This is a genomic window from Pseudomonas sp. LFM046 (assembly GCF_000949385.2).
Taxonomy (GTDB): Bacteria; Pseudomonadota; Gammaproteobacteria; order Pseudomonadales; family Pseudomonadaceae; genus Metapseudomonas.
The window spans coordinates 4,416,839-4,434,680 of sequence record NZ_JYKO02000001.1 but is presented as its reverse complement, the minus strand read 5'-3'; the positions used below and the strand labels follow the sequence as shown (position 1 = coordinate 4,434,680).

Genomic DNA, 17,842 nt, shown 5'->3' with positions numbered 1-17,842 from the left:
GGGCTGCTGCGCAGCCCTTGGCGAATGAATTCGCCCCCACAACCGATCTACAGAGCTCTGGCGCTTTCCACGCCTGCGGCACTGCCGCCCAGCACGGTGTATGGCAGTAGGGTGCGCCGCGCGCACCAGACCGGGGTATCGGCAGGCTCGGCGTCAGGCTTGGCATCGAATTCGGTGCGCACGGCGCACCCTACGATCTACCTGCTCAGGGGCCCGCGTTGTGTGCGGTGCTTGCACCCGCCGCACTGCCGCCCAGCACCGCCACGCTGTTGTGCAGGACATAGGCCAGCTCGCTCTGACGGGTAACGCCGGCCTTGGAGAAGATCGCCCGCAAGTGCGCCTTCACCGTGTTGCGGCGGATGTTCAACTGGGCGCCGGCTTCGTCCAGCGTGTTGCCATGGGCCAGCTGGATCGCCAGGGCGGCTTCGGCGGGGGTGAAGCCGAACAGCTGGCGCAGCGGTTGCTGCTGCACGTCTGCCCGGCGTTCCGGGTCGCGCAGGAAAACCGCCACGGCCGGGTGTCGGCCTTCCAGGCTTTCCCCACGGGGCAGGCTTTGCACCACCACGCCCAGGCTGCTGCGGCCGGAGGGGCGCTGCAGGGTGATGGCTTCCGCGATTCGTGGGCCCTCCGACAAGCGTTCCTCCAGGGCGCGCTTGATCAACCGCTGCAAGGTCTGGTTGTCGCGCCGATAGGCTGCACCGAGACGGCTGCCGGAGACGTTCAGGCCGTCTCCCTCACCCAGCATTTCGCTGGCGGCCTGGTTGGTTTCCAGGACCTCCAGATGGTTGTCGAGGATGATGGTGCCGATCTGCATGCGCTCGACGGCCGAGGCATACAGCTGGCGCTCGACTTCACTGCGCTTGAGCTGGCCGTACAGGTTGACCGCCCGCCGCAGATGGGGCAGCAGGCGGGCACAGAACGCCTTGTCCTGCGCAGTGAAAGCACTGTCCTGGTGCGGACGGCAGACACGCAGGCGGCACTCGATGCCGTTGGCGGTATACAGGTCGGCGCCCATGATGTGGAACACATCCAGCGGTGCATTGAACTGCAGGTAGAAATCCGACTTCAGCCAGCGGTCCTCGCCCAGCAGTTCGGCCACGGTGTGGACCTCGCCGGCAGGCAGGCCGACGAAGGGGTCGAGGGCGTAATAGGTTTCGCTGTAGGCGGAGATCGCCCAGGTCTCGACCGGGCCGGCGTTGACCATGAAGCCGGGGTCACCCGGTGCGCTGGGGCGCAGGATCAGGGTGACGTAGTTGGCGCCCAGCGCGGTCCGCAGCTGTTCGAGGCTGCGTTGCCAGGGCAGCTCTTCGCTGGCGCCTTCGTAGATCTGCTCGATGAGCTGGCTGAGCTGATCCAGGGAGATGTCGGATGGATTCATGATGCTTGTTCACCCTGCAGGCGGCGCGAAAATCGTGGCAGTCGCGAGGTTTCAACGGGTCCGGTAATACAGCGTTACCCGGATGATTGACCCGTTCATCGTTCGAACGGGCTAGGCGTTTTATCACGTGGGTCCCCAAGGCAGCAGCGGCCGACAGACCGGCTGCACGGAGGGGAGCGGTTACCGCACGCAATCCGATCAAGCCAGCGAAGCGACGCTGTTCAGCAGGGTCTTCACCAGTTGTGCCTGGCGGGTCGCGCCGGTCTTGGCGAACACGCCGCGCAGGTGCGCCCGCACGGTATTGCGCGTGACCCCGAGCTGTTCTGCGCTTTCGTCGAGGGTCAGGCCGTCCATGATCAGCATCGCCACCTCGGTTTCCGTGCGGGTCAGCTGGAACAGGCTGCGCAACAGCTGCCGGGAGGCCTGGGGCGAGTCGCTGGGGTCGCGGATGAACACCGCCACCGCAGGCCGTCGGGCGGCGCCACGGCTTTCGTGGTCCAGGGCGATGGGCCGCAGCAGCACGTTCAACGGCACTTCGCCGGTGGGGCGCGTCAGGGTCAGCACTTCGACGCAGTCTTCCCGGCCGTGCTGGTGATGCTGCAGCGCGGCGAGGATCGCCCGTTGCAGGTTGCGGTTGTCCTGGCCGGAGAAGGCGCTGAGCTTTTCCTGCCGGCATTCGAGGCCGTCACGGCTGTCGAACAGGTGCTGGGCGGCCTGGTTGCTGCGCATCACCTTGCCGTTCTCGTCGAGGATGGCGGTGCCCACCAGCAGGCGGTCGATAGTGGCGGCATAGAGCAGGCGCTCGGAGTCCAACTGGTCCACCGTGGAATGCAGGTCCACGGCCTGTTGCAAATGCGGCAGCAGCAGGCGCACCAGGGCGATTTCGCCATCGTCGAAGTCCCGGCTGGCGTGCTCGCGGCAGGCGAACAGCGCGCAATGCATGCCCGCCGCCGTGCGCATGTTGGCCACCATCACGTAGCGCAGGTCCAGCGGTTGCAGGTAGTTCCGGTAGAAATCGTGCGCCAGCCAGTGGTCGCTGCCCATCACCTGGTCAGCGCTGGCCACCTGGTCGGCAGGCCAGTGGAGGAAGGGGCAGATCGCGTAGTAATGCTCGCTGTAGGAGGGCTCGCCCGGCAGGTGCGGCCCGTGGATCGAGGCGTTGACGATCAACCCCGGCCGTTCGTGGGCGGGGTTGCGCAGTACCAGGGTCAGGAAGCTGGCCTCGAAACGCTGGCGCAGCGCTTCCAGCAGGCCGGCCCAGGGCGTGGACTCCAGCGGCCCCTGGTAGGTCAAGGCCAGCAGCTCGCTGAGTTCCACGGAGCTGATGGCGGCAAGTTCATGGGCGTGTCTGTAGTCGTGCATCCTCGCCTCGCTTGTTGTGGTTGTCGGGCTGGATGAGCCGAGTATTGGTGGGCCGGAGCGTGGATAAATCGTCCGTTTGGCCTATATGGCAAGCCGCGCATGACCTGTAGGGGCGAATGAATTCGCCCCTACAGGGTGGCGTCGTCAGAGCCCCAGCAGGTGCTCGACGATGCGTTCCGCGGCGGCTTCGGCCGATTCACGTCCGGTGTCGATGTGGAGGTCCGGCGCCAGCGGCGGCTCGTAGGGCGAGTCGATGCCGGTGAAGTTCTTCAGCTCACCACGCCGGGCCTTCTGGTAAAGCCCCTTGGGGTCTCGCCGTTCAGCCAGTTCCAGCGAGGCGTCGACGAAGATCTCCAGGAAGGCGCCTTCGCCCGCCAGGCTGCGTGCCAGGTCGCGCTCGGCGCGGAACGGCGAGATGAAGGACACCAGCGTGATCAGGCCCGCATCCAGCATCAGCCGCGCCACTTCCGCTACGCGGCGGATGTTTTCCACCCGGTCCGCTTCGCTGAAGCCCAGGTCGCGGTTCAGGCCATGGCGCACGTTGTCGCCGTCCAGCAGGTAGGTGTGCCGGCCCAGGGCGTGCAGCTTGCGCTCCACCAGGTTGGCGATGGTCGACTTGCCGGCGCCGGAGAGACCGGTGAACCAGAGGATGCGTGGCGTCTGGCCCTTGAGGGTGGCGCGGGCCGCACCGTTCACGTCGATGGCCTGCCAGTGCACGTTCTGCGCGCGACGCAGGGCGAAGTGCAGCATGCCGGCGCCGACGGTCTGGTTGGTCAGGCGGTCGATGATGATGAAGCCGCCGGTGTCGCGGTTATCCGCATAGGCATCGAAGGGGATCGGCTGGTCCAGGCTCAGGTCGCAGACGCCGATCTCGTTCAGCTCCAGGGTCCGCGCCGCCAGCTGTTGCAGGCTGTTGACGTCGACCTTGTGCTTGAGGGTGGTGCAGCTCATGCCCAGGGTGCGGCAGCCGATTTTCAGCAGGTAGGGACGGCCGGGCAGCATTGGCTCCTCGCCCATCCAGACCAGGGTGGACTCGAACTGGTCGGCCACCGCCGGCGGCGCGTCGGCCAGGGCGATGAGGTCGCCACGGCTGATGTCGATTTCGTCTTCCAGGGTCAGGGTCACCGCCTGGCCGCAGACCGCTTCCTGCTGTTCGCCGGCGAGGCCCAGGATGCCGCTCACCCGGCTCTGCTTGCCCGACGGCAGCACGCGGATGCGCTCGCCGACGCGGATGCTGCCCGCCGCCACGTTGCCCGAGTAGCCCCGGAAATCGAGGTTGGGGCGGTTCACCCACTGCACCGGCAGGCGGAACGGCGCGTGGCTCGCACGGTCGTCGTCCAGCGGCACGGTTTCGAGGTGCTGCAGCAGGCTGGGGCCCTGGTACCAGGGCATGCTGGTGCTGCGTTCGATGAGGTTGTCGCCCTTGAGCGCCGACAGCGGGATGCACTGGATATCGCTCAGGCCGAGCTGTTCGGCGAAGGCGCGGTAGTCGGCTTCGATCTGGTTGAAGACCTCTTCGGAATAGCCCATCAGGTCCATCTTGTTCACCGCCACCAGCACCCGGCGGATGCCCAGCAGCGACACCAGGTAGCTGTGCCGGCGGGTCTGCGGCAGCAGGCCCTGGCGCGCGTCGACCAGGATCACCGCCACGTCGGCGGTGGAGGCGCCGGTGACCATGTTGCGGGTGTACTGCTCGTGGCCGGGGGTGTCGGCAACGATGAACTTGCGCTTGTCGGTGGCGAAGAAGCGGTAGGCCACGTCGATGGTGATGCCCTGTTCACGCTCGGCGGCCAGGCCGTCCACCAGCAGGGCGAAGTCCAGCTCGCCGCCCTGGGTGCCGAGCTTCTTCGAGTCGGCTTCCAGCTGGCCGAGCTGGTCCTCGAAGAGCACTTTGGTTTCGTAGAGCAGGCGCCCGATCAGGGTGCTCTTGCCGTCATCGACGCTGCCGCAGGTGATGAAGCGCAGCAGGTCCTTGTGCTGTTGCTGCTGCAGGTACTGGTCCAGGTTCGAAATCGCGGTCATCAGAAGTACCCCTCTTGCTTCTTCTTCTCCATGGAACCGGACGAATCGGAGTCGATCAGTCGGCCCTGGCGTTCGGAGGTCCGGCTCACCAGCATTTCCTGGATGATGGCCGGAAGGCTGTCGGCTTCGCTGTCGATGGCACCGGTCAGCGGGTAGCAGCCGAGGGTGCGGAAGCGCACCTTGCGCAGCTCGGGTGTTTCGCCGGGCAGCAGCGGCAAACGCTCGTCATCGACCATGATCAGGGTGCCGTCCCGGCGTACCACCGGACGTTCCTGGGCGAAGTACAGGGGCACGATCGGGATGCCTTCGAGGTAGATGTATTGCCAGATGTCCAGCTCGGTCCAGTTGGAGAGCGGGAACACGCGCAGGCTCTCGCCCTTGCGTTTGCGAGTGTTGTACAGGCGCCACAGCTCGGGACGCTGTTGCTTGGGGTCCCAGCGGTGCTGCTCGGAGCGGATCGAGAACACCCGCTCCTTGGCGCGGGATTTCTCCTCGTCGCGCCGCGCGCCGCCAAACGCGGCGTCGAAACCGTACTGGTCCAGCGCCTGCTTCAGGCCCTGGGTCTTCCAGATGTCGGTGTGCAGGGCGGAACCGTGGGTGAAGGGGTTGATGCCGCGCTCCACGCCCTCCGGGTTGACGTGTACCAGCAGTTCCAGGCCCAGGCGGCTGGCCGTCTGGTCGCGGAAGCTGATCATTTCGCGGAACTTCCAGGTGGTGTCCACGTGCAGCAGGGGGAAGGGTGGCTTGCCGGGGGCGAAAGCCTTCATCGCCAGGTGCAGCATGACCGCGCTGTCCTTGCCGATGGAGTAGAGCATCACCGGGTTTTCACACTCGGCGACGACTTCCCGGATGATCTGGACGCTCTCCGCTTCCAGTCGTTGTAGGTGTGTCAGCATCGCTTGCCTCCGTTGGATGGAGCCGGCGCCGCATGAGGCGGGCCGGCTTTTTTCCACGGTAGGGAATGCGTCGCTTCGGGTTCTTCGTCTGACCGGACAAGGTTTCAGCGGTTGGCGCCGAACAGCGATTCGGCCCGTGCCTTCACCGCCAGGGCGACCGCATCGAAGCCCTGCTTGACCCAGGGGCCGTGCAGTTCCATCACCTGGTCGGCGGTGGGGCCGAGGAACAGGTCGGTGGTGTAGTAGCGGCAGCTTGCCGGACCGGTGGCTTCGATCACCTGGTCGCGACGGGCTGCGTCGGGATTGTCGGCGCTGGCGAACATCTCCCACGAGAGCAGGCGGTGCGGTTCGAAGGCCACCAGTTGCTCGATCACGTGCACCAGCTCGCCGGGGCTGGCGGGATTGGGCAGGAACAGGTTCACCGGTTCACCCAGTTGCAGGCTGGACTCCACCTTGACGGTGAAGGGGTTCCATTCGGGATAGCGCGCCAGGTCCACCAGCACCGACCACACGAGCTCGGCGGGGGCGGCGATATCCACGGTCAGGGAGCGGACCAGGTTTTTTTCTTCAGGCATCGGGGACTCCTAGGGTCACAGGCGGCACCGCACCGCGCGGCACCGATCCGGCCGATGCTCCGCGCACGCCGCGCCGGGTTCCTCGTCCGGGTGGACTAGGTTGAGCGTCCCACTTCAAACCGTAGGATGGGTGGAGTCTGCGATACCCATCAGCTTCTGTCCGCATGGGTATCGCTCCGCTCCACCCATCCTACGACTGTCCAATGCGAGCGTTCGAGGTTCGCTTTGGGCTGTGCTTTTAGTCCACCCAGACGAAGAATCCGCCCCGTCCCTCTCCCTAAGGTTTCCGCAGTGGCGGGCCATCCGCCGGACCAGAGGAGACCGAGATGACGACCGAGAACATCGAGCAACAGGTGTGCAGCGGGCAGGTCTGGAGCGATTTCTGCGACCAGCTCAAACGTAGCGGTGAGCAGATCCTGCGCAGCGAGGCACCCAGCGATGCGCACACCCGCGCCGAGGGGTTCCGCTACCTCACGCGCCTGTTGCGCATTGCCCTGGAAATGCACCTGGAGTTCGCTGACCCGGACTTCCCCGGCTTCTTCTCGCCGTCCCACGAGACGGCCAAGATCGGCGCCGACAACCCGGACAACCTCTACCAGTACGCCCGCCTGAACGGCCAGCATCAGTACCGCGTCAGCGGCCGTCGCGGCAGCGTGTCCTACCTCAGTTTCGGCACCCAGAAGGGCGGCTACGAGAGCGACGGCAAGATGATCCAGACCGGCTTCATCGATGCCAGCCAGCTGCAGCTGGAGGCCGATGGCAGCTTCGAAGTCATCCTCAGCCAGGAGCCGCCGGCCCAGGGCAACTGGGTGCGCCTGGAGCCGGAGAGCAACGCGCTGATCGTGCGCCAGACCTTCCTCGACCGCGCCAGCGAGCAGCCCGCGCAACTCCGCATCGAGCGGCTGGACAGTCGCCAGCAGCCCGAGCCCCTGAGCGCCGCGCGCCTGCAGCAGAGCCTGGGCCGCGCCGCCAGCTTCGTCGAGAACACCGCGCGCCTGTTCGCGGATTGGGCCGAGAGCTACCAGGTCCAGACCAACCGCCTGCCGCCGGCGGACCAGGCCCTGTGTCAGTCGGTGGGCGGCGACCCGAACATCTTCTACTACCACGGCTACTGGGACCTGGCTGACGACGAGGCGCTGCTGATCGAGGTCGACCAGGTGCCGGACTGCGATTTCTGGAACCTGCAAATCAACAACTACTGGATGGAGTCGCTGGACTACCGCCACCACCGCATCTGCCTGAACAAGCATTCGGCGCAGCTGGATGAGCGTGGTGGCGTCCGCCTGGTGCTGAGCCACCGCAACCCCGGCCTGCCGAACTGGCTGGAAACCGCCGGCCATGCCAACGGCACCCTCTGCCTGCGCTGGGTCGGCGCCCGCCGGCCCGTCCATCCCACCACCCGCGTGGTCAAGCTGGACCACCTGAAGGAGCTGCAATGACCCTTTCCATCGCACCGGGCAGCGAATTCGCCCCCGACAGCCTGCTGGCCGAGGCCAGTGCCCGCGCTGGCGGCCTGGAGGACTTCGGTCCTGGCGACTTCCGCGAGGCCCTGAAGGTCCTTGAGGGCGCCCTGAACCAGGAGGCCCGCCTCTCTGCCCACGGACGCGGCCTGCTTCGGGAGAAGCTGGTGGCGCAACTGGTCAACCGCCTGGTGATCGAAGACCACTGCAAGCGCTATCCGGAAATCCTCCAGCAGTCCATCGACGATCCGCTGGTGATCGTCGGCCTGCCGCGTACCGGCACCACGCTGTTGCAGCGCGTGCTGTCGGTGGACCCGCAGTTCAGCAAGGCGCAATGGTGGGAGACCCGCTACCCGGCGCCGTTGCCCGGGGAGACGCTGGAGCAACCTGAGGTGCGCATCGGCCGGGCAAAGGCCGAGGTCGCCGCGATGATCGAGTTCGTGCCGCAGATCCTCACCATCCATCCGCTGGATGCCGAGCAGCCGGACGAAGAGTTCATGCTCATGGAGCATTCGTTCCTCTGCGCCATGGATTCCTATGTGAACGTGCCGGCCTATACCGCCTGGCTCGATCGCCAGGACCAGGTCCAGGTCTACGCCTACCTGAAGAAGATGCTGCAGTTCCTGAGCTGGCAGCAGGCCCGTCGCGGCATCGCACCGGGGCGCCGCTGGCTGCTGAAGAGCCCGCAGCACCTGCACACCCTGGAGCTGCTGTTCCAGGTCTTCCCGCGTGCCCAGGTGGTGCTCACCCACCGCGATCCGGGCAAGACCATTCCTTCCCTGGCGAGCTTTATCCACACCCTCTGGCAGATCTACAGCGAAGAGGCGGACCCGGCCCAGGTGGGCGAGCAGTGGAACACCCGCATGGCCCGCGCCCTGCGCCACACCATGGCGGTCCGCGAGCCCATGCCGGATGGGGCGTTTCTCGACGTGCACTTCGAGGACACCGTCAGCCAGCCGCTGGAGGTGGTGGAGCGGATCTACCGCTTCGCCGGGCTGGAGCTTGCGGCGGACGTGCGCGCCGCCATGGTCGACTGGCTGGCCGCCAATGGCCGTGAGAAGCGCGCCGCGCATCACTACGACGCCGAGGCGTTCGGCCTCGACGAGGCGCGGCTGCAGCGCGATTTCGGCGAGTACCGTGCGCGCCACCTGGCCTGAACCGGGCGGCGCCGCTTTTTTTTGTGCAGATGAATAACAACAAGAGGAATCGAACATGCTGCTGAAAGACAAGGTTGTGATGATCTCCGGCATCGGCCCGGGCATGGGCATCAAGCTCGCCCTGGAAGCCGCCCGTGAAGGCGCTCGCGCCGTCGCCATCTGCGCCCGTAACGAGGCGCGCCTGCGTGACGCGGAGCAGCGCATCCGCGCCCTGGGCACGGACTGCCAGGTCTTCTGGATGCCCACTGATGTCAGCGATGCCAAGGCCTGCCGGGCCTTTGCCAAGGCCACGGTGGAGCGCTTCGGGCGCATTGATGCCCTGGTCAACAGCGCCTATGCCCATGGCGGCTTCGACTCGCTGGAAGGCTGTTCGGACGAGCTGCTGCAGGAGGCCCTGGACGTCAACCTGTTCGGCTCGCTGCACCTGACCCGCGCCGTCCTGCCGCAGATGAAGGCCCAGCGCGCCGGCGCCGTCGTCATGATCAGCACCCTGGGCGTTCACCAGCCCTATGCGGGCGGCGGTGCCTACGCCGTGTCCAAGGGCACCCTGGCCGTGGCGGTGCGTTACCTGGCATCCGAGCTCGCCGAGCATGGCCTGCGGGTGAACGGCCTGGCCTGCGGCTGGATGTGGGGCGAGCCGGTGCAGGCGCACGTGCGTCAGGCAGCGGCGGCACGGGGTGTGAGTGAGGAGCAGGTGCGCGCCGAATTCAGCGCGGGGATTCCCGGCGGGCGCATGCCGGGCGACGAGGAATGCGCCCGCGCGGCACTGTTCCTGGCCTCCGACTACGCCAGCGCCATCAACGGTGTGCAGCTGGACGCCAATGGTGGCGAGCTGATGCGCTGAGTGAGGGGGAGACGACGATGCTCGATCATTGTGCTTTCAACGGCGATGCGGACGGACTCTGCGCGCTTCAGCAACTGCGCCTCGCGGGCGAACTGGCGGCGGATGTGCGCCTGGTCAGCGGGGTGAAGCGTGACATTGCCTTGCTGCAACGGGTGCAGGCCGCAGCCGGGGAGCGGGTGACGGTGCTCGACGTCTCCCACGAGGAAAACCGCGCCGAGGCGGCGCGGATTCTCGGCGCGGGCGGGCGTGTCCGCTACTTTGACCACCACTTCGCCGGGGAGCTGCCGGACCATCCCGGCTTCGAGTCCTACATCGACACCGCTGCGGATGTCTGCACCAGCCTGCTGGTGGATCGCTTCCTGGACGGGCGATTCCACCGCTGGGCGGTGGCGGCGGCCTTCGGCGATGGCATGGCCGGGCCGGCTCGGTTGCTGGCCGCGCGTCATGGGCTGGAGGAAGCGGATATCCGCGCGCTCGAAGAGCTGGGCCTGCTGCTGAACTACAACGCCTACGGCGACAGCCTGGCCGACCTGCATTTCGAGCCGGTGGCCCTGGCCGCCGAGTTGCTGCCGTATCAGGACCCGCTCGACTTCATCCGCAACAGCCCCAGCTTCGCCCGCCTGCGCGCCGGGCACGCCGCCGATATGGCACATGCGGCCAGCCTGGAGCCCTGGCAGGCGGGGCGTGGGGCGACCCTCTACCGCTTGCCGGCCGAGCCCTGGGCCCGGCGGGTCAGCGGCGTGCTGGCGAACCAGCTGGCCGCCCGCGACCCAGGGCGTGCGCTGGGTCTGCTGAGTGTCAGGACGGACGGTGACTGGATGTTCAGCCTGCGGGTGCCGGCCACCGCCAGCCTGGAGGCGGATGCCTTCTGCCGGGGGTTCGCCACCGGGGGAGGGCGCAAGCGCGCAGCGGGGATCAATCGTTTGCCGGCCGAAGCCGTCGAGCGTTTCGCCGGGCAGTTCCTCGAGGCGTATCCCAAGCCGGTCCTGTAGCCCCGCTCTCGGTGCGCGCGGCACACCCTACGGTGGAGCCTGTGCAAGGACCATCCCGTAGGGTGCGCTGTGCGCACCCGTGTTTGGGCACAGTGCCGTAGGGTGGAAATCGCTTTTTATTTCCACCGTCCTTGCCATGCCGTACGCCGATGGTGGACCGGTGAAGCGTTATGGTGCGTCTCTCCTGCCGGACCTAACCCGCGTGGGCTAGTCCCGGGCAAGGATGTCCGGGAATCGGGGATGGAGAATAGTTCGAGTCGACATCCATCCCCTGTCAGGAGATCAGCATGGAACAGTCGACTCCCCTTCAAGGCGGCGTATCCGCGCCGCGCTTCGCCCGAGGCTGGCACTGCCTCGGCCTGGTCGCCGATTACGCAGACGGCAAGCCTCACCCACTGAACATCTTTGGCACCCGCCTCGTGGCATTCCGTGGCGAAGATGGCGCGATGCACATCCTCGACGGCTACTGCCCGCACATGGGCGCGGACCTCGCCAGTGGGCACGTGGAGGGCGATGCCGTGGTGTGCCCGTTCCATCACTGGAAGTGGGGCAGCGACGGCAAGTGCGTGTCGATTCCCTATTGCAAGCGCGTGCCCCTGCGGGCGCGGGTCAAGGCGTGGCCGACGCTGGAGAAGAACCAGCTGCTGTACGTCTGGAACGACCCCGAGGGCAATGCGCCGGACCCCGAGGTGGAGGTGCCGCGCATCGAGGCCTGTTATTCGTCCGAGTGGACGGAGTGGATGATGCGCAAGATGGTCATCCAGACGAACTGCCGCGAACTGGTGGATAACCTCGCCGACTTCGCGCATTTCGGGCCGGTGCATGGCTCGCCGGCCAGTTACTTCTGCAACACCTTCGACGGGCATCGGGGCTACCAGATGTTCCAGGGCGAGGACAGCGAGCTGCTGGGCAGCGGTCTGCGCGCGGACAGCGCCTATTTCGGCCCCGCCTACCACATCACCCGCATGAGCGCGCAGGCCGGCGAGCAGACCCTCGACTCACTGTTGCTCAACTGCCACGTGCCGATCGACCAGAACAGCTTCGAGCTGCGCTACGCCATCAAGGTGCGCAAGCAGCCGGGGCTGTCCGAGGCGCAGAACCTGGCCATCGCCGAAGGCTATGCCGGGCAGGCGCACAAGTCCTTCTTCCAGGACGTGGAGATCTGGCACAGCAAGACCCGCATCGACAAACCGATTCTCTGCGAGGGGGATGGCCCGGTGTACCAGCTGCGCGAGTGGTACGAGCAGTTCTACACCGACGTTGCCGACCTGCCTGTGCCGACCCGCAAGGTATTCGAGTGCAAGGGCGGTGTCTGGCAGCAGCTCGCCGAAGTGCCCGAACAGGCCCGCAGCCAACTGCACCTGATCTGAGCTGGGCATTTGAGAACAACAAGAAACGGAAGGACGGGACATGAGGCTCGAAGGCAAGGTCGCGCTGGTTACCGGCGCAGGATCGGGAATGGGGCGCGCCACGGCGGCATTGTTCGCTGCCGAAGGGGCGAGCGTGGTGGTGGTGGACATCGACGAGGCGGCGGCGCAGCGCACGGTCGCCGAACTGGCAACGCGCGAGAGCAGTCTTGCCAGGGCCTGTGACATCGGTGACAGCGCGGCGGTGGCGAGATTGTTCGCCGAGGTGGAGGCGCGTTACGGCTGCCTCGATGTGCTGGTCAACAACGCCGGCATCGGCCAGGTGCCAGGCGATGGCTTCGACCAGTACCAGCAGCGGCTGGCGCGCCGCAATGAGCAGCTGGCGGCGGGTGTCGAGCCCGACGTGTTCACCGACATGGTCGTCGACCTGACCGATGCCGGCTGGCAGCGCATCGTCGATATCAACCTGGGCGGCACCTTCTACTGCAGCCGTGCGGCGGTGCGCCTGATGATCGCCAGCGGCCGGCGCGGCTCGATCATCAACATCGCCAGCCTGTCCGCGCTCAGCGGCGAAGGGCCGGCGGCCTACTGCGCATCCAAGGCCGCGGTGATCGGCCTGGGCAAATGCCTGGCGCGGGACCTCGGCCCGCGCGGAATCCGCGTCAACACCATCTGCCCGGGGCCGACCCGCACGCCGATGATGCAGTCGATCTCTCGCGAATGGCAGCAGGCCCTGGAACGCGCCATTCCCCTGGGACGCCTGCTGGAGCCGGACGAAATCGCCCGCACTTGCCTGTTCCTGGCCAGCGACGAAGCCAGTGCGTTTACCGGACAAACCCTCGCCGCCGCCGGCGGCATGATGATGCTCTGAGAGGACTTCCCATGAGTGGACGACTGCAAGGCAAGGTGGCGCTGATCAGTGGCGCCGGTACGGGGATCGGTGCGGCGGCGGCGCGGCTGTTCGCCGCCCAGGGCGCCAGGGTGATGGTCTGCGGCCGCCGCCAGGCGCCGCTGGAGGCGGTGGTGGCCCAGATTCGCAAGCAGGGCGGGGAGGCCGACTGGGTGCAGACCGACGTCACCGACGAACAGGCCGTGGATCGCGCCGTGAGCAAGACCCTGGAGCGCTTCGGCCGTTTCGACATCATGGTCAACAACGCGGTGAACTACACCTGGGGCCCGCTGGTGGGGCTGTCCACCGAGGAGTGGCACAAGAGCCTGCGCGGCAGCCTGGACGTGGCCTTCTTCGGCACCCGCGCGGCCATGCGCGTGATGCAGGGCAAGGGCGGTTCCATCGTCAACATGGGCTCGGTGGTGGGCCTGCTCGGCAGCCCCGGTCTCAGCGCCTACGGCGCGGCCAAGGCGGGCGTCGTCAATTTCAGCCGCGCGGCGGCACTGGAAGGCGCCCCCGAAAACATCCGGGTCAACGTGGTGATTCCGGGCGTGGTCTGGAGCGAAGGCACCCGCGAGGCGATGCGCAGCGAAGAGATGGCCGCCGGCACCGCGCGGTCGGTTCCGCTCAAGCGCATCGGCGAGCCCGAGGAAGTGGCCAACGCCATCCTCTTCCTGGCCTCGGACGAAGCCTCCTACATCACCGGCCAGACCCTGGTGGTCGATGGCGGCAAGACCAGCGAACTCAACGTCGGCGCCAGCGACTACACCTCGGCGACTTCCACTGAAATCAGATCGGCCCTGAGCGAGGCGTGACCCATGGATATCCAACTGAATGTTCCAGCCAGCCCGGTGCTGGTGACTGGCGGTGCTTCCGGTATCGGTGAGGCCACTGCCGAGGCGCTGGCGGCCGTGAAGCGCCCGGTGGCCATCTGGGACCTGCAGGCCGACAAGGCCCAGGCCGTGGCGGCGCGTCTGGCCGAGCAGTACGGCGTGCCCTGCCTGGGTGTGGGCATCGACCTGCGCGATCCGGCGGCCATCGATTCAGCCCTGGACCTTACCCGCGCCGAGCTGGGTGCGCCGGGCGCCCTCGTGCATGCCGCTGGCGTGGTCGATCAGAGCGGCCTGGAACAGCTCACGGCGGAGCGCTGGGACCTGGTGCTGAACGTCAACCTGCGCGCCATGGCGCTGCTGGTGCAGGCCATGCTGCCGGACCTGCGGTCCCATCCGGGTTCTGCGGTGGTCGGCATCGCCTCGATCAACGCCACCCTCGGCAACGGGCTGATTCCGGCTTACAGCGCCTCCAAAGGCGGCATGCTGTCGATGGTGCGTTCCCTGGCCGACGCCCTGGGCGCCGATGGCATTCGCGTCAATTCGGTTTCGCCGGGGCAGATCCTCACGCCGATGGTGGCGCCGATCGCCGCGGCGCGGCCCGGTCATTTCGAGCGCCGGATCATCCTTGGCCGCCTGGGCCAGCCGCAGGAGATCGGCCGGGTGGTGCGCTTCCTGCTGTCCGACGAAGCCAGCTACATCAACGCCGCCGAGATCGTCGTCGACGGCGGCAACATTTCCTCGCAGCGCTGATCCGGGAGATCGCCATGAACGAGCAAACCTTGCAGGCGCGGCTGGACCGGCTGGAATCGCTGGAGGAAATCCGCATGCTTCCGGCCAAGTACGCGCTGGCCCTGGACATGCGTGACCTGGACGCCTGGGTCGGGCTGTTCCCTGAAGACATCAAGGTCGGCCAGGACAAGGTCGGCCGCGCTCACTTGAAGGCCTGGATCGACGACACCCTGCGCCTGCAGTTCAGCACCACCTCGCACCATATCGGCGGCCACATCATCGAGTTCAAGGACCCGGACAACGCCTGTGGCGTGGTCTATTCGAAGAACGAGCACGAGGCCGGCCCCGAGTGGGTGATCATGCAGATGCTCTATTGGGACGACTACCAGCGCATCGATGGACGCTGGTTCTTCCGCCGGCGCCTGCCGTGCTACCTCTACGCCAGCGACCTGAACAAGCCGCCCATCGGCGAGAAGAAGATGCGTTGGCCGGGCCGCGAGCCCTACGACGGCTCCTGGCATGAGCTGTGGCCGAGCTGGAAGACCTTCTGGAGCGAAAAGCCGGGTGATGCCCTGCCGGAAGTGGCCGAGCCGGCACCGCTGGACGCCTTCCTGGAACGCATGCGGCGCGGTTCGGCCGCACCCCGGGTGAGGGTGCGCTGATGGCCCGTGTCGAATCCGCCACCCTCGACCGCCTGTTCGAACCGGTGCAACTGGGCGAGCTGCGCCTGGCCAACCGCATTGTCATGGCACCCATGACCCGCAGCCGCGCCGACGGTTTCGACGCGCCGAGCGAACTGCACGCGGCCTACTACGGCCAGCGCGCGGACGCCGGCCTGATCATTGCCGAGGGCACCTATCCCAGCCCTGAAGGCAAGGGGTATTGCCGCACGCCGGGCATCGTCACGGCCGGGCAGATCGACGCCTGGCGCCGGGTGACCGGGCGTGTGCGCGAGCGCGGCGGGGCGAGTACGGTCCTGCAATTGATGCACGTGGGGCGGGTCGCAAGTCGACACAACAAGGCCGTCGATGCCGACACCGTGGCGCCGTCGGCCATTGCCGCGCAGGGCAGCCTGTACAGCGACAGCCACGGCATGGTGCCGATGGACGTCCCGCGCGCCCTGGAAAGCGCGGAGATCGTCAGGGTGATCGAGGCGTACCGGCAGGCGGCACTGAATGCCCGTGCAGCGGGATTCGACGGTGTGGAGCTGCACTGCAGCAGCGGTTATCTGCCGATGCAGTTCCTCCTGGCGGGCAGCAACCAGCGCCAGGACGGCTATGGCGGCTCGCTGACCAACCGCATCCGCTTCGCGGTGGAAACACTGGAGGCCATGGCCGGGGCGATCGGCGCGGGCCGGGTCGGCCTGCGGATCATCCCCGGCAATCCCTACAACGACATGCAGGACGACGATCCCGCCGCCACCTACGGCGCGCTGCTGGAGGCGGTGGACCCGCTGGGCCTGGCCTACGTCCAGGTCAGCCGCTCACCGCAGCCAGGCCTGGATGCCTTTGCCCTGGTGCGTCGGCATTTCAGCGGCCCGCTGATTCTCAACGATGGCTTCGAGGGGGGCAGTGCCGCCCAAGCCGTTGCGGACGGTGTGGGGGAGGCGGTGTCCTTCGCGCGCCATTTCATCGGCAACCCGGATCTTGTGGCACGGCTGCGCGAGCGGCAGGCACTTGCCGGGTTCGACCGTTCCACGCTCTATACCCCGGGGGCTCGCGGTTACACCGACTATCCGGCCCTGGGCGCAACCGACAATTCGCAAGAGGGTCGCCCATGACTCCACCCGCCGCCATTGCGCGCACCATTCCCGCCGCCCTGGCGCTGTCCGCCCGCCGCCATGGGCCGCACATCGCCATCGAAGAAGGCGCGGTACGGATCAGTTATGCCGAGCTGGAGCAGCTCAGCCGGACGGCCGGCCGGGCGCTGCTGGCGCTCGGCCTCGAACCGGGTGAGCGGGTCGCGATCTGGGCGCCGAACAGCCATCAGTGGCTGGTGGCGGCCCTGGGCAGCCTGATGGCCGGGGCGGTGCTGGTGCCCCTCAGTACGCGCATGAAGGGCGGGGAGGCGGCGGATATCCTCAGGCGTAGCGGCGCGCGGGTGCTGTTCAGCATTGGCGAGTTTCTGGGCAGCTATTACCCGGTGCTGCTGGCGGAGCATTCGCTGGATGGCCTGCGGCACAGGATCGTCCTGGAACAGGCGCGGGAAGGCGATCAGACCTGGCAGGACTTTCTCGCCCTGGCCGGGCAGCTATCCGAAGAAGACCTGCAACAGCGGATCGATGGCCTCGACGGCGACAGCCTGTCGGACTTGATGTTCACCTCCGGCACCACGGGGTATCCGAAGGGGGTGCTCTGTGCCCATGGGCAGAACCTGCGGTTGTTCGACAGCTGGAGCGAGATCGTCGGGCTGCACAGCGGTGATCGCTACCTGATCGTCAACCCGTTTTTCCACAGCTTCGGTTTCAAGGCCGGCTGGCTCGCCGCGCTCATCCGGGGGGCGACCATCCTGCCGGCGCGGACCTTCGAGGCCGAGGCGGTGCTGCGTTGCATCGAGCGGGACCGGGTGAGTTTTCTGCCGGGTCCTCCCGCCCTCTACTCCGCCATGCTGGACCATCCGCAGCGGGGGGATTTCGACCTGTCTTCGCTGCGCGTCGCGGTTACCGGGGCGGCTTCGGTGCCGCCGGTGCTGGTGGAGCGGATGCGCGAGGAGCTGGGGTTTGCCAGCGTGGTCACGGCCTATGGGCTGACGGAAAGCTGTGGCCTGACGACCGTCTGCCGGCCCGGCGATGATGCACTGACGGTCGCTGGAACCTGTGGACGGCCACTGGACGGCATCGAGGTGCGTTGCGTGGATGATCGCGGAGTTCCAGTGCCAACGGGCGAGCCGGGGGAAGTGCTGATCCGCGGCTACAACCTGATGCAGGGCTACTTCAACGACCCGGAGGCGACCCGCGAGGCTATCGATGCGCAGGGCTGGCTGCATACCGGCGACATCGGCGTGCTCGACCCGCGCGGCTACCTGCGGATTACCGACCGCCTCAAGGACATGTACATCGTCGGCGGCTTCAACTGCTATCCGGCCGAGGTCGAGCGCCTGCTCATGGAGCATCCGGCGGTGGCGCAGGCGGCGGTGATCGGCGTACCGGACGAGCGTCTGGGGGAGGTTGGCAAGGCCTTCGTGATCCCGCGCCAGGGGGCGGTGCTCGCGGCGGACGAGCTGATCGCCTGGAGCCGTGAGCGCATGGCCAATTACAAGGTGCCGCGCAGTGTCGAGGTGGTGGCCCAACTGCCGATGAATGCGGCGGGCAAGGTGCTCAAGGGGGCGCTGCGCTGACG

17 protein-coding genes are annotated in these 17,842 nt (G+C 67.1%); 11 read left to right on the top strand and 6 right to left on the bottom strand.

Going from position 1 to position 17,842, the window contains the following annotated elements; all coding sequences use genetic code 11:
• Positions 1-47: 47 nt before the first annotated feature.
• From TQ98_RS28280 to TQ98_RS20320, 6 genes are all read right to left on the bottom strand, one after another.
• Positions 48-182: a hypothetical protein gene (locus TQ98_RS28280; RefSeq protein ID WP_277949294.1), complete on the bottom strand. Its 135-nt coding sequence runs from the start codon at positions 180-182 to the stop codon at positions 48-50.
• 23 nt (positions 183-205) lie between these two features.
• On the bottom strand, positions 206-1,378 hold the full coding sequence (locus TQ98_RS20340; protein ID WP_044871417.1) for a LuxR C-terminal-related transcriptional regulator: 1,173 nt from the start codon (positions 1,376-1,378) through the stop codon (positions 206-208).
• A 198-nt stretch (positions 1,379-1,576) separates the two neighbouring features.
• Entirely contained in the window at positions 1,577-2,740 is a 1,164-nt protein-coding gene (locus tag TQ98_RS20335) for a helix-turn-helix transcriptional regulator (RefSeq protein ID WP_044871416.1), read from the bottom strand.
• A gap of 144 nt (positions 2,741-2,884) precedes the next feature.
• The gene (cysN, locus tag TQ98_RS20330) at positions 2,885-4,762 is read right to left on the bottom strand and encodes a sulfate adenylyltransferase subunit CysN (RefSeq protein WP_044871415.1); all 1,878 of its coding nucleotides are present in this window, start codon (positions 4,760-4,762) and stop codon (positions 2,885-2,887) included.
• The gene (cysD, locus tag TQ98_RS20325) at positions 4,762-5,676 is read right to left on the bottom strand and encodes a sulfate adenylyltransferase subunit CysD (RefSeq protein ID WP_197708620.1); all 915 of its coding nucleotides are present in this window, start codon (positions 5,674-5,676) and stop codon (positions 4,762-4,764) included. Before cysD ends, cysN begins: the two co-directional genes overlap by 1 nt.
• Before the next feature lie 86 nt (positions 5,677-5,762).
• The gene (locus TQ98_RS20320; protein ID WP_044871413.1) at positions 5,763-6,233 is read right to left on the bottom strand and encodes an SRPBCC domain-containing protein; all 471 of its coding nucleotides are present in this window, start codon (positions 6,231-6,233) and stop codon (positions 5,763-5,765) included.
• 326 nt (positions 6,234-6,559) lie between these two features.
• Here TQ98_RS20320 and TQ98_RS20315 point away from each other — a divergent pair, with 326 nt between their 5' ends.
• The 11 genes from TQ98_RS20315 (at position 6,560) to TQ98_RS20265 (ending at position 17,840) form a co-directional block, all read left to right on the top strand.
• Positions 6,560-7,672: a DUF1214 domain-containing protein gene (locus tag TQ98_RS20315; protein ID WP_044871412.1), complete on the top strand. Its 1,113-nt coding sequence runs from the start codon at positions 6,560-6,562 to the stop codon at positions 7,670-7,672.
• Entirely contained in the window at positions 7,669-8,850 is a 1,182-nt protein-coding gene (locus TQ98_RS20310; protein ID WP_044871411.1) for a sulfotransferase, read from the top strand. The genes TQ98_RS20315 and TQ98_RS20310 overlap by 4 nt, the downstream gene beginning before the upstream one ends.
• 55 nt (positions 8,851-8,905) lie before the next feature.
• Entirely contained in the window at positions 8,906-9,694 is a 789-nt protein-coding gene (locus tag TQ98_RS20305; RefSeq protein ID WP_044871410.1) for an SDR family oxidoreductase, read from the top strand.
• Positions 9,695-9,711: 17 nt separating this feature from the next.
• Positions 9,712-10,686, top strand: coding sequence for a hypothetical protein (locus TQ98_RS20300; RefSeq protein WP_044871409.1), 975 nt, complete (start codon positions 9,712-9,714; stop codon positions 10,684-10,686).
• 287 nt (positions 10,687-10,973) lie between these two features.
• A complete protein-coding gene (locus TQ98_RS20295) occupies positions 10,974-12,056 on the top strand; it encodes a Rieske 2Fe-2S domain-containing protein (RefSeq protein WP_044871408.1) in 1,083 nt (360 codons plus the stop codon).
• Between the two features lie 40 nt (positions 12,057-12,096).
• Positions 12,097-12,924: an SDR family NAD(P)-dependent oxidoreductase gene (locus TQ98_RS20290; protein WP_044871407.1), complete on the top strand. Its 828-nt coding sequence runs from the start codon at positions 12,097-12,099 to the stop codon at positions 12,922-12,924.
• 11 nt (positions 12,925-12,935) lie between these two features.
• A complete protein-coding gene (locus tag TQ98_RS20285) occupies positions 12,936-13,757 on the top strand; it encodes an SDR family NAD(P)-dependent oxidoreductase (protein WP_044871406.1) in 822 nt (273 codons plus the stop codon).
• A 3-nt stretch (positions 13,758-13,760) separates the two neighbouring features.
• Positions 13,761-14,525, top strand: coding sequence for an SDR family NAD(P)-dependent oxidoreductase (locus TQ98_RS20280; RefSeq protein WP_103103023.1), 765 nt, complete (start codon positions 13,761-13,763; stop codon positions 14,523-14,525).
• A gap of 14 nt (positions 14,526-14,539) precedes the next feature.
• Positions 14,540-15,166 carry a nuclear transport factor 2 family protein gene (locus TQ98_RS20275; RefSeq protein WP_044871403.1) on the top strand — a complete coding sequence of 209 codons (627 nt, stop codon included), beginning with the start codon at positions 14,540-14,542 and terminating at the stop codon, positions 15,164-15,166.
• On the top strand, positions 15,166-16,284 hold the full coding sequence (locus TQ98_RS20270; RefSeq protein WP_044871402.1) for an alkene reductase: 1,119 nt from the start codon (positions 15,166-15,168) through the stop codon (positions 16,282-16,284). Before TQ98_RS20275 ends, TQ98_RS20270 begins: the two co-directional genes overlap by 1 nt.
• Complete coding sequence (locus TQ98_RS20265; protein ID WP_044871401.1) at positions 16,281-17,840, top strand: FadD3 family acyl-CoA ligase; 1,560 nt, start codon at positions 16,281-16,283, stop codon at positions 17,838-17,840. The genes TQ98_RS20270 and TQ98_RS20265 overlap by 4 nt, the downstream gene beginning before the upstream one ends.
• Positions 17,841-17,842: the final 2 nt, after the last annotated feature.

Coding starts and splice junctions, on each gene's coding strand:
- TQ98_RS20340 (WP_044871417.1), bottom strand. CDS start 1,378: ATGAATCCATCCGACATCTCCCTGGATCAGCTCAGCCAGCTCATCGAG.
- TQ98_RS20335 (WP_044871416.1), bottom strand. CDS start 2,740: ATGCACGACTACAGACACGCCCATGAACTTGCCGCCATCAGCTCCGTG.
- cysN (WP_044871415.1), bottom strand. CDS start 4,762: ATGACCGCGATTTCGAACCTGGACCAGTACCTGCAGCAGCAACAGCAC.
- TQ98_RS20320 (WP_044871413.1), bottom strand. CDS start 6,233: ATGCCTGAAGAAAAAAACCTGGTCCGCTCCCTGACCGTGGATATCGCC.
- TQ98_RS20315 (WP_044871412.1), top strand. CDS start 6,560: ATGACGACCGAGAACATCGAGCAACAGGTGTGCAGCGGGCAGGTCTGG.
- TQ98_RS20310 (WP_044871411.1), top strand. CDS start 7,669: ATGACCCTTTCCATCGCACCGGGCAGCGAATTCGCCCCCGACAGCCTG.
- TQ98_RS20305 (WP_044871410.1), top strand. CDS start 8,906: ATGCTGCTGAAAGACAAGGTTGTGATGATCTCCGGCATCGGCCCGGGC.
- TQ98_RS20300 (WP_044871409.1), top strand. CDS start 9,712: ATGCTCGATCATTGTGCTTTCAACGGCGATGCGGACGGACTCTGCGCG.
- TQ98_RS20295 (WP_044871408.1), top strand. CDS start 10,974: ATGGAACAGTCGACTCCCCTTCAAGGCGGCGTATCCGCGCCGCGCTTC.
- TQ98_RS20290 (WP_044871407.1), top strand. CDS start 12,097: ATGAGGCTCGAAGGCAAGGTCGCGCTGGTTACCGGCGCAGGATCGGGA.
- TQ98_RS20285 (WP_044871406.1), top strand. CDS start 12,936: ATGAGTGGACGACTGCAAGGCAAGGTGGCGCTGATCAGTGGCGCCGGT.
- TQ98_RS20280 (WP_103103023.1), top strand. CDS start 13,761: ATGGATATCCAACTGAATGTTCCAGCCAGCCCGGTGCTGGTGACTGGC.
- TQ98_RS20275 (WP_044871403.1), top strand. CDS start 14,540: ATGAACGAGCAAACCTTGCAGGCGCGGCTGGACCGGCTGGAATCGCTG.
- TQ98_RS20270 (WP_044871402.1), top strand. CDS start 15,166: ATGGCCCGTGTCGAATCCGCCACCCTCGACCGCCTGTTCGAACCGGTG.
- TQ98_RS20265 (WP_044871401.1), top strand. CDS start 16,281: ATGACTCCACCCGCCGCCATTGCGCGCACCATTCCCGCCGCCCTGGCG.